Raw genomic sequence first — 14,022 nt, forward strand, 5'->3', positions numbered from 1 at the left:
CACCGCCCGAAGCTATCAGCGCACCGACTTCTCGCTCCGCGCGCTGCTGTCGGCCCGTGCTGGACGCGCCCGGCTCGACGACGCATCGAGCCGGGCGCATCAGTTGAGCTATGCCACGAAGCGGGAACGGCGTCGGCGTCCGATCAGGTAGCCCGCGCCGCCGAGGAGCAGGAGCACACTGCCGATGCCGGCCACGGTCGCGGTGTCAGCACCGGTCACGGGCAACCCACCGCCCTCGCCACCCTCGCCGCCGGGGGCACCCGGGCTGGCGGAGACGGTAAGAGTCGGTGCAACTGTCGTGGCGCTCGGTGTGGGCTGAGACGTCGGCGTCGGCGTGGGCTGAGACGCGCAGTCAAGCTCACGGGCGGCGTACAGGCCGTCGTTCAGGTAAGCCAGGTAGGCATCGACTGTCGCCTCGCCGAGCACCTTCTGCGCGGCCGCCTCCACGTTGGTGCCGGCGTCCGTCAACGTTCGAACCACACTGATCCGCAGAGCCACCGACCAGGCATTCTGCACGCCCGTCTTGAGGAATGCGCGGAGCTCATCCTCGGTGCCCTTCAGCGCATCCTGAATGGCGCCCGGCAGAACGGGCAACTCGTCGGCGTTCGCCGCGGACAGGATCTGGGCAGCCAACACCCGTACCTCCTGATCTGTGGCGGTATCCAGATCGATGGTGACAAGCTCGCGGATGTCCTTGTACACCTTGCGCTCGACCGTTTGGCAGGCCTCGTTCAGCCCGGGCGATTCGATGTGAGCCACCGCCGGTGCCGCCGGAATCAAAAAGGCCAGCGCCAATAGGGCGCCGGCCGGGAACTTCCATCGCATGTGGTCTTCCTCCCCGTTGCAAGCAAAAACACGGAGATACTACCGTCAGTGGACGGAAGAGCAAGGATGGATGCAGTGGCGGACTGCGCAATGAGCAAGGCCATAGCGGGAACCCTGCTCAAATCCCTCCACAAGGGACGACCAGCGCACCACTTCGGCCTGTGGTGGCGTTCTCGGCTGTACCGACGGCTGTACAGTTGATCTATGGCGGCGGCTGGGAAAAGGAACACCGGGCGCTTCCGCGATCCGAGGCATTGGCTGGGCGGCTTGGCTGCTGGCGAGGTCTTCGTCCGCTGCCCACGCTGTGCAGAACGTGCCTCGGTCCTTCCTTGTCCCGAGGAACTGGCCGACGGTACTCGGCATGATGTTTGGCTGCGTCGTCGGCTCAGTTGTCTCGGGTGCGCGTATACCGACCTCTGGGATGCTCCTCGCCTCGCAAACAACGCGCGCGCCTTCCCTGAACTCTCGGGTCCGAATGACCCCTACTTCGGCCTGCCACTCTGGTTGTCGACGAAGTGCCGTGGGCGTGTGCTCTGGGCGTACAACGCAGAGCACCTGAACCTGCTGGAGACGTACGTGTCCGCTCGGTTGCGGGAACGCGGCCAGCACATGGGAAGCCAGACCCTGGTCGAGCGCTTGCCGGCGTGGATCAAGAACGGCAGGCACCGCGCTGAGGTGCTGGACGCGATAGGGCAGCTTCGGGCGCTACTTGCCTGAGCGCGGCTGACCGGCAGAAGTTGCAACAGTGGCGGTGCGTGCGCCCGGCAGGATTCGAACCTGCGGCCTTGGGATTAGAAGTCCCCTGCTCTATCCGCTGAGCTACGGGCGCGTGTGGCGTGGATGCCGCGCCCAGAGGGTACCGCCGTCCCACTGCCCGACGGCGAAAAGGGTGCCCGCGTCCACGTTGCCGAGCAGAGTCTCACGTCCGCCTCGTAGCGGGCATCCGGGTTACCGCGAGGCGGCCTGGCCGCGGACCGTACCTTTGGCTGGTGTTGCTGGATTCCGACGCCGAGAGCGACGTCGCCTACGAGCTGTGCCAGGTCGTAGGTCGCGCCATCCTGCCGTACCGGTCATCGGGCGACGTCGGTACCGCCTTCTTCTTTCAGGGCGGCGACGACCCGGTGGGGGAGTCGCTGCTGACGGCGGCCGACCTGGTGGGCGGTTCGGGTGGTGAGTTGAGCCTGCGGGCGAGCGTCACCGAGCCGGCGGGGGTGGCCCCGGCCGTCATTTCCGAGACCGAGATCGTGCCCGGTTGGGCCCGCTTCGCGGGCGACGGGGTCGCGGTGTTGCCGACCGCCGGCCTGCACCGGTACGCCGGCGACGGCGGCTGGCGGTGGCGTGTCCAGCCGGTGCCGGCGGGGATCGCCGCCGGGCCCGAGGTGGTCGCCCGCCTCGGCGCCGACGCCAGTTCCGCTTTCGTGCTGGCCCATGGGGTACGCGAAGACGGGTCGCGACCGCTGGAGGTCGCGATCGAGCGGGTGGTCCGCGACGGGGACGCCGTGCTGATCACCACCGAGCTGCCGCCGGGGTACGTCGGCGCGCCGGTCTTCATCGTTCAGGCCGAACCTACCGGTGAGGTCTCCCCGTACTGCCTGGGCCTGGTCCTGCCCGGTGTCGGCGCGCACCCGGTGGCGACCTTCGACCGGATCCGTGCCGTCCTCTCGGCGACGCCCGGCGACGTCTGAACCGCGCGCCGTCCGCCCTGGTCAGCCGCCGGGCGTCGCCGCCCCCGCCGCGCCGGCCGTCTGCGCGTTGGCCGGCGCTGCGTCGGCCGGGACTGCGTTGGTCGGCGCTGGGTCGGCCGGGGCGGTGGGGCCGGCGGCGAGGAACGCCTCGGCCCAGCGGCCCACCTCGTCGAAGACCTTCGTCCGTACGGCGGGGCCGGAGAGCGTGAGATCGTGCAACCCGCCGTCGAAGCGGGCCAGTGTGACGTGGCGGCCGAGGCGGGGCGCGTAGCGGACCATGTGCTCGACGTCCAGTACGGCGTCGGCCAGTGTCGCGTTGTCGTGCCACTTGGTGCCCCGGAAGGACCGGGTCGAGCAGGCCAGCAGGACCGGCACCTGGATGTTCAGCCCGGCGCGCAGCCGGCGTTGCCCGGTGCGGATCGCGTTCAGCCAGCCGGCCCGGACCGGGAACCCGGCCAGCGGTTTCCACGCCAGGTCATAGGTCCACTCGCCGCGGTGGTCGGAGTGGATGCTCTCGCCGTACACGGTGCCCAGCCCGAACGGCAGGATGCGGTGCGGCGCCCTGCGGCCCAGCCGGGACGCGGCGGCCGCGAGGGGTCGACGGACCGCCCAGGGAGCGTTCAGGTCGAAGAAGGGGCTGTTGAGCACCAGGCCGTCGATGGTGCCGGTGTCGCGGCGAGCGTCCGCCCAGAGCGAGATGATCAGGCCGCCGGTGGAGTGACCCATCGCCAGCAGGGTGTCGTGCCCGTCGTCGGAGCGGATGATCTCGGCGGCGGCGTCCAGCTCTGGGAAGTAGTCGCTGATGTCGCGGCAGAAGTTGGGGGTCTGGGCGGGGAGCAGACTGCGGCCGTATTTGCGCAGGTCGAGCGCGTAGAAATCCCAGCCTCGCTCGGCGAAGAAGTCAGCCAGATGCGTCTGGAAGAAGTAGTCGACGAAACCGTGCACGTAGAGCACGGCCCGCCCGGTGGGGCGCTCGGCCCGCCGCCGGACCAGTGTCGCGACAACGGGTCCTTCGTCGTCGGTGCCAAGGTCGATCGTCTGCCGCTCGTAGGGCGGCCCCAACACGTCCGGTTCCACGTCCGCGACGCTACGCCGCCAACCTACCCAGCGGTAGCCCGCGCCCGCCCGCCCCCGCCAACCCCCGCGATCTTGCACTTTCTGTCCCGACACAAGGGGGCAATAGCCGCTGTTCGGGAGCCGAAAGTGCAAGATCGCGGGGGTGAGGCGTGGGTCAGGCCGTTTCCGCGTCGGCGCGGGGGGCCGCGTCATCGGACTCGTCGGGCTCCAACTGCGGCTGGGGGAGGTCGCGCAGGTGCTTGTTGTGCCGGGGCTCCTGGCGGGTCTTGGCGTCGTTGAGCCGGCGGCGCAGGTCGTCACGGACGTCGTTCAGGGCGGCGTGCAGGTCCTCCTCGGCGGAGGTGGTGACGATCTTCTGCCGGCCGGCGATCCAGCACTCCAGGGTGACCTTCTGACCACGGGCCTCCCGGTCCTTCACCGACACCTCCAGCTCGGTGGCGTCAGCGTGGAAGCTGGCGAGCCGGGCGTCGAGGGTGGCGAACTGCTCGGCGATCCAGTTGCGGTCGCCCTGGGAGAACCCGGCGCCCACCCGCAGGCACTCAGCCACGGTGGCCGGGTTCGCCACGGCGCTCATCGCTGCGCCTCGGAAGCGTTCGCGGAGCCGATGGTAGTGATCATCATGGCGCTGACCTCTCGTCGACGTGGAGCTGTCGGTGGTGCGTTGATCAAGTCCTTACCCAGTTCGGGTGGCCTGGGAAACCGTGGACGGCGGGTCGAGCGGGTCGGGCGTACCACGTCCGGGCTTGATCAGGGCGTTGTCCACAGGTGGGCTCGTCATCCACAGGTCGGGGATGGGCGCTCACGAAGGGCGTCCTCAGTGTCGATGCTCGGTGTCGAGTCGACTCGCGCTGGCAGGCCCCGATCCCCCTGGAGGGACGATGTTCGACACTTACGTGACAATCGTCGGCAATGTGCTGACTACGCCCGAGTGGCGGCGTACGACCCAGAGCAACACTCTGGTGGCCAACTTCAAGGTCGCCTCGACCGCCCGCCGACTCGATCGGGACAGCGGCCGGTGGGTTGACGGCAATTCGCTCCGCGTCCGCGTCAACTGCTGGCGCAAGCTCGCCGAGGGGGTGGCGGCCTCCGTCATGGTCGGCGATCCGGTGGTGGTCTGCGGGCGGCTCTACACCCGCGACTGGACCGACGACGGCGGTAACCACCGCACGCTCTACGAGTTGGAGGCGGTGGCCGTCGGCCACGACCTGTCCCGGGGTCGCGCCCGCTTCCTGCGCAACCGGCCGAGCATGGCGACCAGCACCGTGGAGGACGCGGAAGCCGAGAGCCGGGTGCGCGGCGAGCCCACCGAGCCGGTGCCGGCCGGGCAGACCCCCGTGCTGCCCGACGACCGTCCGCTGGACGACGACTTCGAGCTGCCCGACTACGCCGAGCTGCGAACCAGCCCGTTCGGCAACGTCCCGGCGGACGATGCCAGCTCCCCGAGCGGCGGGGTCTTCGGTGACGGCGGAGCGCCTGCGAGCGGCGGGCCGGCAGGGCAGGTCGACCCTCCGCCGGACCTCGACGACGAGTTGGCCCCTCCGCCCGAGGCGGACGACGACAACGCCGACGGTGACCTGGACATCGAGTTGGGGCCGGTGCCCGACGAGGGGCAGCCGGAGCCGGCGCAGCCCGGTCGAGGGCGGCGTGGTCGGGGCCGGATCCCGCAGCCAGCCTGACCGGCCGGCTCGGCCGTCGCGGTTGGGCGGCGGTCGAGCTGGCCGAGGCGCCGTCTCGGTCACGGGTGCTGCGGCGCCACGGCAGCACCCGGCACGGCACGGCGCGGTGCGGCACGACGGGGGCGGGGTGGCGGCGCGATCGGCGTCGTCACCCCGCGTGACGGGCGGCGGCCGGTTGGCCCGCCTGTTCACTCCACGGGTTCTCGTTGTTGGTACGGGACCGTGGGCTGGGCTGGTTCACGGGGTGCTCGTCTAGGCTGGCCGGCCGGAGGTGGTGCGGGTGCGACGGACAGCGCCGATGGCGAACGCGGTGGGGCTGCTGGCCGGGTACGCGCTGGACAGGGTGCTCGGCGACCCCCGCCGGTGGCACCCGGTGGCCGGCTTCGGGCAGGCCGCGGGCGCGCTGGAGCGCCGCCTCTACCGTCCGGACCGAACGGCGGGTACGGCATTCACCGCGTTGGCCGTGGGCGGGCCGGTGTTGCTCGGGGCGGTCGCCGCGGCGGCTACCCGGCACCGGCCGGTGACCCGGGCGGTGCTGGTGGCGGCCGGCACGTGGACAGTGCTGGGCGGTCGCACGCTACGGCACGAGGCGACAGTCATGGGTCGTACGCTGCGTGACGGTGACCTGCCCGCCGCCCGGCGACGTCTCGGTCACCTCTGCGGGCGCGACCCGTCGACGCTGGGCGAGTTGGAGCTGGCCCGTGCCACAGTCGAGTCGGTCGCGGAGAACACCTCGGACGCGGTGGTCGCTCCGCTGCTCTGGGGTGCGGTAGCTGGCCTGCCCGGGCTGCTGGGCTACCGCGCGGCGAACACCCTCGATGCGATGGTCGGGCACCGGTCGACGCGTTACGCGCGGTTCGGCACGCCGGCCGCTCGGCTCGACGACGCGCTCAACCTCGTGCCGTCCCGGCTGACCGGGCTGCTCACCATCGCCGTCGCGCCGGTCGCGCACGGGGACCGGCAGCGTGCCTGGCAGGTGTGGCGGCGGGACCGCAACGACCACCCGAGCCCCAACGCCGGTCAGTGCGAGGCGGCGATGGCCGGTGCGCTCGGGGTCCGCCTCGGTGGTCGCAACGTCTACTTCGGGCGCTCCGAGGTGCGGCCGTTCCTCGGCGACGGTCCCCGCCCGGAGGCGCGGCACCTGAAGCGGGCCGCCCGGATCTCCGGCGCGGTGGGGCTGGCCGCCGTCGGGTTGGCCGCCGCGTACCCGGTGACGCTCGGCCGGCTGGTTGGCGCGGTGAGCAGGCGTGCGCTGTTCGGCGCCGTGGGTCGGCGGGGGAGTGGGCGGTGAGCGGCGGGCTGCTGGTGGCCGGTACGACGTCCGACGCCGGCAAGAGCGTGCTCACCGCCGGCATCTGTCGTTGGCTGCACCGGCAGGGGGTGAAGGTGGCGCCGTACAAGGCGCAGAACATGTCGAACAACTCGGCGGTGGTCGTCGGGCCGGACGGGCGCGGCGGCGAGATCGGGCGCGCCCAGGCCATGCAGGCAGCGGCGTGCGGGCTCGCACCCGACCTGCGGTTCAACCCGGTGCTGCTCAAGCCGGGCAGCGACCTGGCCAGTCAGGTGGTGCTGCTGGGCGAGGCGGTCGACACGATCACTGCGGGCACCTTCCGGCAGCTGCGTCCCCGGCTCGCCGAGACCGCGTACGCCGCACTGGCCGAGCTGCGCGAGACGTACGACGTGGTGATCTGCGAGGGCGCCGGCAGCCCTGCGGAGATCAATCTGCGGGCCGGTGACTACGTCAACATGGGGCTGGCCCGGCACGCCAACCTGCCCACCATCGTCGTCGGCGACATCGACCGGGGCGGTGTCTTCGCCTCGATGTTCGGCACAGTGGCCCTGCTCGACCCGGCCGACCAGGCGCTGATCGCCGGGTTCGTGATCAACAAGTTCCGGGGCGACCTCGGGCTGCTCCAGCCGGGCCTGGGCATGCTGCGTCAGGTCAGCGGCCGTCCCACGTACGGGGTGCTGCCCTGGGCGCTGGACCTGTGGCTCGACGCGGAGGACTCACTCGCCTACGGCCGGGTGCTCGGTCGACCCGCCGCCCCGCACGGCAGTGAATGGTTGGACGTGGCCGTCGTCCGCCTACCCCGGATCAGCAACGCCACCGACGTGGAGGCGCTCGCCACCGAACCGGGCGTCCGGGTACGCCTCACCATCGAACCGGCCGAACTGGCCGCCGCCGACCTGGTCGTCCTACCCGGCTCCAAGTCCACCGTCGCCGACCTCGGGTGGCTGCGCGAAACCGGTCTCGCTGACGCGGTGGCCACCCATGTGGCGGCCGGCAAACCCCTGCTCGGCCTCTGCGGCGGCTTTCAGATGCTCGGCCGCGCCATCCACGATTCGGTCGAGAGCCGGCAGGGCAGCGTGCCGGGGCTCGGTCTGCTGCCCATCGAGATCACCTTCGACCCGCGCAAGACCGTCCGGCAGTCGGTGGGCACCGGCCACGGTGGCCTCCCGGTGCGGGGCTACGAGATCCACCACGGGTACGTCTCACAGGCCGACCCGAGTCTGACCCCGCTGCTGACCAGCGACGACGGTGTCGGAGAGGGTGCCGTGCTCGGTGTGGTGCACGGCACGCACTGGCACGGGGCGTTCGAGTCCGACGAGTTCCGCCGGTGGTTCCTCACCGAGGCGGCTCGCCTGGCCGGCCGCAGCGGGTTCCGGGTCGCGCCGGCCACCAGCTTCGCCGCCGCCCGGGAGCGCTCACTAGACCTGCTCGGCGACCTGGTCGAGGAACACCTGGACACCGTTGCCCTCTGGCGTCTCATCGAAGCCGGCCCACCCGCCGACCTGCCCTTCATCCCACCCGGCGCCCCGTCCTGACCGCCTTCACCGTCCCCTGGGGAGGGTGAAGGCGACGACCGCGCATGATCGTGCTCGATCGTTGTTGCAGGGGCCTCGTCCACGAAGGAGGGGCCTGTTTCCTGGATCGAGCGCGATCTTGCGCAGACCGACCGCCCGGAATGGCACTCGAAGGGCAAGGTCGGGGGCTCAGGGGCGGATGTCGGCGGGACGGTCGGTGGTGGGCAGGCCGGCGGCGAGCCAGGCGTCCACGCCGCCGATCATGTCGGTGGCCCGGCGCAGGCCGAGGGTCTGCAGGCTGGCGGCTGCCAGACTGGAGCTGTAACCCTGTCGGCACACCAGGATGATCTCCCGGTCGTACCCGGTGGCTTCCGGGATCCGCCAGGCGCTGGCCGGATCGAGGCGCCACTCCAGTACGGTCCGGTCGATGACGACAGCGCCCGGCAGGTCGCCCTGTTCGCGGCGCTGTAGTTCGGTGCGGGTGTCGACCAGCAACGCGCCGCCGCGGACCGCCTCGACGGTCTGCTGCGGAGTCAGTCGGTGCAGCCCGGCGCGGGCCTGTTCGAGTAGGGCGTCTATACCGGGGCTCATTACGTCTCGGAGCACCACCCGATCATGCCGATTCGGTGGCACCCCGGGCGGCGAACGGGCCGCCCGTCACCCGTCGCCGCACCAATTCCCCCGGACGTGACGGTGGCCGGCCAGGGCGGTGGCGGCATACTTCGCTCATGCACCACGGGAGGCTGCGCTGAACCCGAGAACTGGCCTGCCGACCGTGGCGGTCGTCGAGGCGTACGCCGAATTGGCTCGTCGGGTGCTCGCGGGCCCGGCGCGGTTGGGACGGACCCGGCTGGTCGCTGTCGACGGGCCGAGCGGCGCGGGTAAGAGCCGGTTCGCCGCGCGGCTCGCGGATGCCCTGGCGGGGTCGCTCGGCGGCCGACCGCCGGTGGTGCACACCGACGACCTGCTCGACGGGTGGGACGACCAGGTCACCTTCTGGCCCCGGCTCGACGAGGGGGTGCTCGCCCCGCTGCGGAACGGGGAGCCCGGCGCCTATCGGCGGTACAGCTGGGTCCGGCAGTGCTTCCTGCCCCGGCCGGTTCCGGTGCCGGTGGCTCCGGTGCTGGTGGTCGAGGGGGTCAGTGCCGCCCGGGCGGTCGTCCGGCCGGAGCTGACGCTGGCCGTGTTCGTCACCGCGCCCGCGTCGCTGCGGCTGGCTCGCGCCGTCGCCCGGGACGGTCCGGAGATCCTGCCCGAGCTGCGCCGCTGGCACGACGGGGAGCGGGCGCACTTCGCCGTCGACGAGACCGCGACCCACGCCGACCTGTTGGTGGACGGCGCGCCGACGCTGCCGCACGACGCGGACCGGTACTACGTGCGACTCCGCTGAGCGGGGCATGGACGTCGGCCACCGACTGCGGCACGATGCGGAGAGCTACGGCGAACGGGGAGCCACCATGACGGCAGCGGACGCGCCAGCGCGGCGTCGGATCACCCTCACCGGCATCAGCTCGCGAGCCTGGGAGCATCCAGCCGACCGGGGTGCCCTGGTCGCGCTGCGGGAGCTGCGCGGTTTCGACGACGTGGTGCGGGCGTTCTTCGGGATGTGGAACGAGCGGGGTTTCCGGCTGTCCGTGCTGGCCTCCGGCATCCGGGTCGACCACCGGCAGTATCCGGCCGTGTGGCAGCGCTACACCGAGGCGGCGGCGGCGCTCGACGTGGCCGAGTTGCCCGAGCTGTACGTGACCCAGTCGCCCTGGCTGGGCGCCGAGGCGGTCGGGCTGGAGCGGCCGTTCATCGTGCTGAACTCCGCCTGCGTGCAGCAACTCGACGAGGACGAGCTGCGCTGCCTGCTCGGCCACGAGTTGGGGCACGTGGGCAGCGGGCACGCGGTCTACAAGACCATGCTCATGATCCTCACCCGCTGGGCGGCCAACCTGAGCTGGCTGCCGGTCGGCGCGATCGCGCTGCGCGCCATCATCGCCGCGATGCTGGAGTGGTGGCGCAAGGCGGAACTCTCCGCCGACCGGGCCGGCCTGCTCGCCGGGCAGGACCCGGCCGCCGCGCTGCGGCTGCTGATGAAGCTCGCCGGCGGCGGTGACCTGTCCCAGGTCGACACCACCGCCTTCCTGGAACAGGCCGCCGAGTACGCCGGCGGCGGCGACCTGCGCGACAGCCTGCACAAGATCCGAATGACCGCGTGGAGCACCCACCCGGTGCCGGTGGCGCGAGCGGCGTCGCTGCGGCAGTGGATCGACTCCGGGGCGTACGGGCAGGTGTTGGCGGGGGACTATCCGCGCCGCGAGGACGACAGCTCGACAAGCGTGTCAGAGGAGATCAAGGCGGCTGCCGAGTCGTACCGGGAGGAGTTCAGCCGGTCCACCGACCCCCTGGTCGGGTTGCTGCGCCGGCTCGGCGACGGCGCGAGCGACGTCGGCGAGTGGGTGGGCGGCACCGCCGGTCGGGCCCGTTCCTGGATGGACGCCGCCACCGAGGCGGCGGGCCGCGCACACCGCGCCGGGCGGGCCGCCCCGGGCGCGCGGGCCGGCGCCGGCCCTGCGGACAGCGGTGACGGTACGGGCTCCGCCGGCACGCCCCGGTAAGGCCGGCATACGATGCCGGTCATGACCTCACCGATCATGTCCGAGTCCGAGGTGCGGGCCGCCGTCGAGCGGGAGATGCCCGGTGTCCGGGCCGACCTGGAGCGCCTCGTCCGCATCCCCGGCATCGCCTTCGAGGGTTTCGACCACTCGCACGTGGAACGCTCCGCCGAGGCGGTCGCCGAGCTGCTGCGCGGCTGTGGCCTGGACGTCGACATCGTGCGATCCGGCGGCCAACCTGCGGTGATCGGCCGTCGGGCCGCCCCGCCCGGCGCGCCCACAGTGCTGCTCTACGCCCACCACGACGTGCAGCCGGTCGGCGACCGGTCGCTGTGGGAGTCCGACCCGTTCGAGCCGGTGGAGCGGGACGGCCGGCTCTACGCCCGGGGCGCGGCCGACGACAAGGCCGGCGTCATGGCGCACGTGGCGGCGCTGCGCGCGTACGGTGACGCGCTGCCGGTCGGCGTGGTCCTCTTCATCGAGGGCGAGGAGGAGTACGGTTCCGACTCGCTGGAGCAACTGCTGGCCGAGCACCGCGACGAGATCACCTCGGACGTCATCGTGATCGCCGACTCCGGTAACTGGGACATCGGCGTACCGGCGTTGACCACCTCGTTGCGGGGCATCGTCAACTGCTTCGTCGAGGTGCGCACGCTGGACCACGCGGTGCACAGCGGCATGTTCGGCGGCGCCGTGCCGGACGCGCTCACCGCGCTGGTCCGGCTGTTGGCGACGCTGCACGACGACGCCGGTGACGTGGCAGTGGACGGCCTGGTCGGCCGGGAGGGCGCCACCGTCGACTATCCGGAGGACCGGGTCCGGGCCGAGGCGGGGCTCGCCGACGGCGTGCAGTTCATCGGCACCGGCCGGATCACCGACCGACTCTGGACCAAGCCGGCGCTGGCCATTCTCGGTGTCGACGCGCCGTCCACCGGCGAGGCGCCGAACGCCCTGGTCCCGGCCGCGAAGGCGAAGCTCAGCATCCGCCTCGCCCCGGGCGACGACCCCAAGCGGGCGTACGCGTCGGTGCGCGCGCACCTGGAGCAGCACGCGCCGTGGGGTGCGCAGGTGACTGTCACCTTCGAACACGACGGTGACCCGTGCGTGATCGACGCGTCCGGGCCGATGTTCGACGCCGCCCGTTCGGCCTTCCGGACCGCCTGGGACGGCACCGACCCGGTGGACATCGGCGTCGGCGGTTCGATTCCGTTCATCGCCACCTTCCAGGAGATGTTCCCGAAGGCAGCGATCCTGGTGACCGGCGTGGAGGACCCGCACGCCCGCGCGCACGGCCCGAACGAGAGTCTGCACCTGGGAGAGTTCGCCCGGGTCTGCCTCGCCGAGGCACTGCTCCTGGGCAACGTGGCGGCCGTGAGCAGTTAGGTGTCAGAACGGCAACTTTGGGCCTGATCTGGGAGTTTACGGCGTGTCGGATGGTCAGCTGTTATAGCCTTTCGTACATGAGTACGAACGAGGTGATGGCCCGGTTGGGGGCCGCTGTCAGCGCGCTGGGAGATGTCGATGTCTCCGCGTGGTCCGAGGACACGCTCAACGAACAGCTCGGTGAGCTCTCCGCCGCACTGGTCGCCCTCGACTCGGTGCTCTCCCGGGTCGCCGGCGAGGTCCGCGCCCGAGGGTTGCGCATCGAAGAACCCGTCTCCGCTTAGGCCCTGATCCGTCGTCCGCGTGAGTGGGCGGCACCCTGCCGACACCGCCCGGGCACGGCAATGCCCGGGCGGTGTCGGAGGTGACTGGCAGGATGACCTGCGTGCGGTTCCTCGATCTGGCAGCCACCTCCGCCGCCGTCGGCGCCACCAGCGGCCGACGGGCCAAGGTGGGGCTGCTCGCTGACGCGCTGCGCCGGCTGGACCCCGACGAGGTCGAGCCCGGTGCCGGCTATCTCGCCGGTGAGCTGCGCCAACGGCAGACCGGGGTCGGCTACGCGAGCCTGCGTGACCTGCCGCCGCCGGCCGCCGAGCCGACGTTGACGGTGGCCGCCGTGGACGCGGCCATCGCGCAGATCGCCGCGGTGCACGGTTCGGGCTCGCAGGCTCGGCGTCGGGCGCTGCTCGGTGCCCTCTACGCGGCGGCCACGGCCGACGAGCAGAGGCTGCTCACCGGCCTGTTCAGTGGCGAGCTGCGGCAGGGCGCCCAGGCCGGCCTCCTCGCTGACGCGGTGGCCCGGGCCGCCGAGGTGCCGGTGGCGGCGGTCCGCCGGGCGCTGTTGCTCGCCGGTGATCTCCGGGCGGTGGCGGTGGCCGCGCTGGCCGGAGGGGCCGCCGAGTTGGCCGGGTTCGGTCTACAGGTCGGCCGCCCGCTGGCGCCGATGCTCGCGCAGAGCGCCCCCTCGGTCGACGAGGCGCTCGCCGCGACCGGCACGCCGGCGGTGGTCGACGTGAAGCTCGACGGCATCCGCATCCAGGTGCACCGTTCCGGCACCGACATCGCCGTGTTCACCCGCAGCCTCGACGAGATCACCACCCGCGTGCCCGAGGTGGTCGCCGCGGTCCGTGCACTGCCGGGCCGGGAATTGGTCCTCGACGGCGAGGCGATCGGCCTGGACGAGACCGGCCGTCCACTGCCGTTCCAGCAGACGTCGAGCCGGGCCGCCCGACGCACCACCCCCAGCACCACCGGGCGCACACCTGTCGCTCCGGCGGTGCTCGCGGCGGCCGCCAGCACTGGCGCGACGGTGCTCACCCCGTACTTCTTCGACCTGCTGCACCTCGACGGTCAGGATCTGATCGACAGTCCCGGCCGGGATCGGTGGGCCGCTCTCGCGGGTTCGGTGGATTCGTCGCTGCTGGTCGGTCGGATGGAGGTCGACGGCCCGGAGCAGGCCGCCGCCGCGTTCGCCGCCGCTCTCGACGCCGGGCAGGAGGGCGTGGTGGTCAAGGCGCCGGACGCCCCCTACGACGCCGGCCGGCGTGGTGCCGCCTGGGTCAAGGTGAAACCGCGGCACACCCTCGACCTGGTGGTGCTCGCCGTCGAGTGGGGCAGCGGCCGACGCAAGGGCTGGCTGTCCAACCTGCATCTGGGTGCGCGTGACGCGCGCACCGGTGACTTCGTGATGCTCGGCAAGACGTTCAAGGGGCTCACCGACGAGCTGCTGCGGTGGCAGACCGAGCGGTTCCTCGACCTTGCCGTGGAACGCGGCGACTGGGTGGTCCGGGTCCGGCCGGAGCAGGTGGTGGAGATCGCCTTCGACGGGGTGCAGACGAGTTCGCGCTATCCCGGCGGGATGGCGCTGCGGTTCGCCCGGGTGGTGCGCTATCGCGACGACAAGTCCGCCGCGGAGGCCGACACCATCGACGCGGTCCGCGCCATCCACGCCGGCCGCGTGACCGGCTGACC

Annotated in this window: 14 protein-coding genes and 1 tRNA gene; 10 read left to right on the top strand and 5 right to left on the bottom strand. The window is 72.0% G+C overall.

The window, feature by feature from the left end:
* Nucleotides 1-108 precede the first annotated feature (108 nt).
* The gene (locus OG598_RS33070; protein WP_328652439.1) at nucleotides 109-825 is read right to left on the bottom strand and encodes an LPXTG cell wall anchor domain-containing protein; all 717 of its coding nucleotides are present in this window, start codon (nucleotides 823-825) and stop codon (nucleotides 109-111) included.
* Between the two features lie 204 nt (nucleotides 826-1,029).
* On the opposite strand from OG598_RS33070, the gene OG598_RS33075 reads away from it, so the two are divergent.
* Nucleotides 1,030-1,542, top strand: a complete 513-nt coding sequence (locus OG598_RS33075) for a hypothetical protein (protein WP_328652440.1) — start codon at nucleotides 1,030-1,032, stop codon at nucleotides 1,540-1,542.
* A gap of 39 nt (nucleotides 1,543-1,581) precedes the next feature.
* Here OG598_RS33075 and OG598_RS33080 read toward each other — a convergent pair.
* A tRNA-Arg gene (locus tag OG598_RS33080) sits at nucleotides 1,582-1,654 on the bottom strand.
* Between the two features lie 160 nt (nucleotides 1,655-1,814).
* Between OG598_RS33080 and OG598_RS33085 the strand changes: the two genes are divergently transcribed.
* Nucleotides 1,815-2,510, top strand: coding sequence for a hypothetical protein (locus OG598_RS33085; RefSeq protein WP_328652441.1), 696 nt, complete (start codon nucleotides 1,815-1,817; stop codon nucleotides 2,508-2,510).
* A 21-nt stretch (nucleotides 2,511-2,531) separates the two neighbouring features.
* On the opposite strand, the gene OG598_RS33090 is transcribed toward OG598_RS33085, so the two are convergent.
* Nucleotides 2,532-3,587, bottom strand: a complete 1,056-nt coding sequence (locus OG598_RS33090; RefSeq protein WP_328652442.1) for an alpha/beta hydrolase — start codon at nucleotides 3,585-3,587, stop codon at nucleotides 2,532-2,534.
* Between the two features lie 154 nt (nucleotides 3,588-3,741).
* A complete protein-coding gene (locus OG598_RS33095) occupies nucleotides 3,742-4,161 on the bottom strand; it encodes an HPF/RaiA family ribosome-associated protein (protein ID WP_328652443.1) in 420 nt (139 codons plus the stop codon).
* A gap of 304 nt (nucleotides 4,162-4,465) precedes the next feature.
* Between OG598_RS33095 and OG598_RS33100 the strand changes: the two genes are divergently transcribed.
* From OG598_RS33100 to OG598_RS33110, 3 genes are all read left to right on the top strand, one after another.
* A complete protein-coding gene (locus OG598_RS33100) occupies nucleotides 4,466-5,263 on the top strand; it encodes a single-stranded DNA-binding protein (protein WP_328652444.1) in 798 nt (265 codons plus the stop codon).
* Between the two features lie 298 nt (nucleotides 5,264-5,561).
* A complete protein-coding gene (locus tag OG598_RS33105) occupies nucleotides 5,562-6,554 on the top strand; it encodes a cobalamin biosynthesis protein (protein ID WP_328655504.1) in 993 nt (330 codons plus the stop codon).
* Nucleotides 6,551-8,089, top strand: a complete 1,539-nt coding sequence (locus OG598_RS33110; protein WP_328652445.1) for a cobyric acid synthase — start codon at nucleotides 6,551-6,553, stop codon at nucleotides 8,087-8,089. The genes OG598_RS33105 and OG598_RS33110 overlap by 4 nt, the downstream gene beginning before the upstream one ends.
* Before the next feature lie 168 nt (nucleotides 8,090-8,257).
* Here the strand turns inward: OG598_RS33110 and OG598_RS33115 are convergent, their stop codons facing one another.
* On the bottom strand, nucleotides 8,258-8,659 hold the full coding sequence (locus tag OG598_RS33115) for a rhodanese-like domain-containing protein (protein ID WP_112584171.1): 402 nt from the start codon (nucleotides 8,657-8,659) through the stop codon (nucleotides 8,258-8,260).
* A 184-nt stretch (nucleotides 8,660-8,843) separates the two neighbouring features.
* Here OG598_RS33115 and OG598_RS33120 point away from each other — a divergent pair, with 184 nt between their 5' ends.
* From OG598_RS33120 to OG598_RS33140, 5 genes are all read left to right on the top strand, one after another.
* Nucleotides 8,844-9,458: a uridine kinase family protein gene (locus OG598_RS33120; RefSeq protein WP_328652446.1), complete on the top strand. Its 615-nt coding sequence runs from the start codon at nucleotides 8,844-8,846 to the stop codon at nucleotides 9,456-9,458.
* Nucleotides 9,459-9,525: 67 nt separating this feature from the next.
* Nucleotides 9,526-10,671, top strand: coding sequence for a M48 family metallopeptidase (locus OG598_RS33125; RefSeq protein WP_112681323.1), 1,146 nt, complete (start codon nucleotides 9,526-9,528; stop codon nucleotides 10,669-10,671).
* Nucleotides 10,672-10,707: 36 nt separating this feature from the next.
* Nucleotides 10,708-12,051 (top strand): dipeptidase, encoded by a 1,344-nt coding sequence (locus OG598_RS33130; RefSeq protein ID WP_328655505.1) that lies wholly within the window; start codon nucleotides 10,708-10,710, stop codon nucleotides 12,049-12,051.
* Nucleotides 12,052-12,128: 77 nt separating this feature from the next.
* Nucleotides 12,129-12,335: a hypothetical protein gene (locus OG598_RS33135; RefSeq protein WP_030333429.1), complete on the top strand. Its 207-nt coding sequence runs from the start codon at nucleotides 12,129-12,131 to the stop codon at nucleotides 12,333-12,335.
* A 92-nt stretch (nucleotides 12,336-12,427) separates the two neighbouring features.
* Entirely contained in the window at nucleotides 12,428-14,020 is a 1,593-nt protein-coding gene (locus OG598_RS33140; RefSeq protein WP_328652447.1) for an ATP-dependent DNA ligase, read from the top strand.
* Nucleotides 14,021-14,022: the final 2 nt, after the last annotated feature.

It is taken from the genome of Micromonospora sp. NBC_00330 (assembly GCF_036136635.1).
Taxonomy (GTDB): Bacteria; Actinomycetota; Actinomycetes; order Mycobacteriales; family Micromonosporaceae; genus Micromonospora; species Micromonospora salmantinae.

Bases quoted from the DNA above. Each gene is read 5' to 3' on its own strand.
- OG598_RS33075 (WP_328652440.1), top strand. From the start codon at position 1,030: ATGGCGGCGGCTGGGAAAAGGAACACCGGGCGCTTCCGCGATCCGAGG.
- OG598_RS33135 (WP_030333429.1), top strand. From the start codon at position 12,129: ATGAGTACGAACGAGGTGATGGCCCGGTTGGGGGCCGCTGTCAGCGCG.
- OG598_RS33125 (WP_112681323.1), top strand. From the start codon at position 9,526: ATGACGGCAGCGGACGCGCCAGCGCGGCGTCGGATCACCCTCACCGGC.
- OG598_RS33095 (WP_328652443.1), bottom strand. From the start codon at position 4,161: ATGAGCGCCGTGGCGAACCCGGCCACCGTGGCTGAGTGCCTGCGGGTG.
- OG598_RS33100 (WP_328652444.1), top strand. From the start codon at position 4,466: ATGTTCGACACTTACGTGACAATCGTCGGCAATGTGCTGACTACGCCC.
- OG598_RS33140 (WP_328652447.1), top strand. From the start codon at position 12,428: ATGACCTGCGTGCGGTTCCTCGATCTGGCAGCCACCTCCGCCGCCGTC.
- OG598_RS33115 (WP_112584171.1), bottom strand. From the start codon at position 8,659: ATGAGCCCCGGTATAGACGCCCTACTCGAACAGGCCCGCGCCGGGCTG.
- OG598_RS33105 (WP_328655504.1), top strand. From the start codon at position 5,562: ATGGCGAACGCGGTGGGGCTGCTGGCCGGGTACGCGCTGGACAGGGTG.
- OG598_RS33130 (WP_328655505.1), top strand. From the start codon at position 10,708: ATGTCCGAGTCCGAGGTGCGGGCCGCCGTCGAGCGGGAGATGCCCGGT.
- OG598_RS33070 (WP_328652439.1), bottom strand. From the start codon at position 825: ATGCGATGGAAGTTCCCGGCCGGCGCCCTATTGGCGCTGGCCTTTTTG.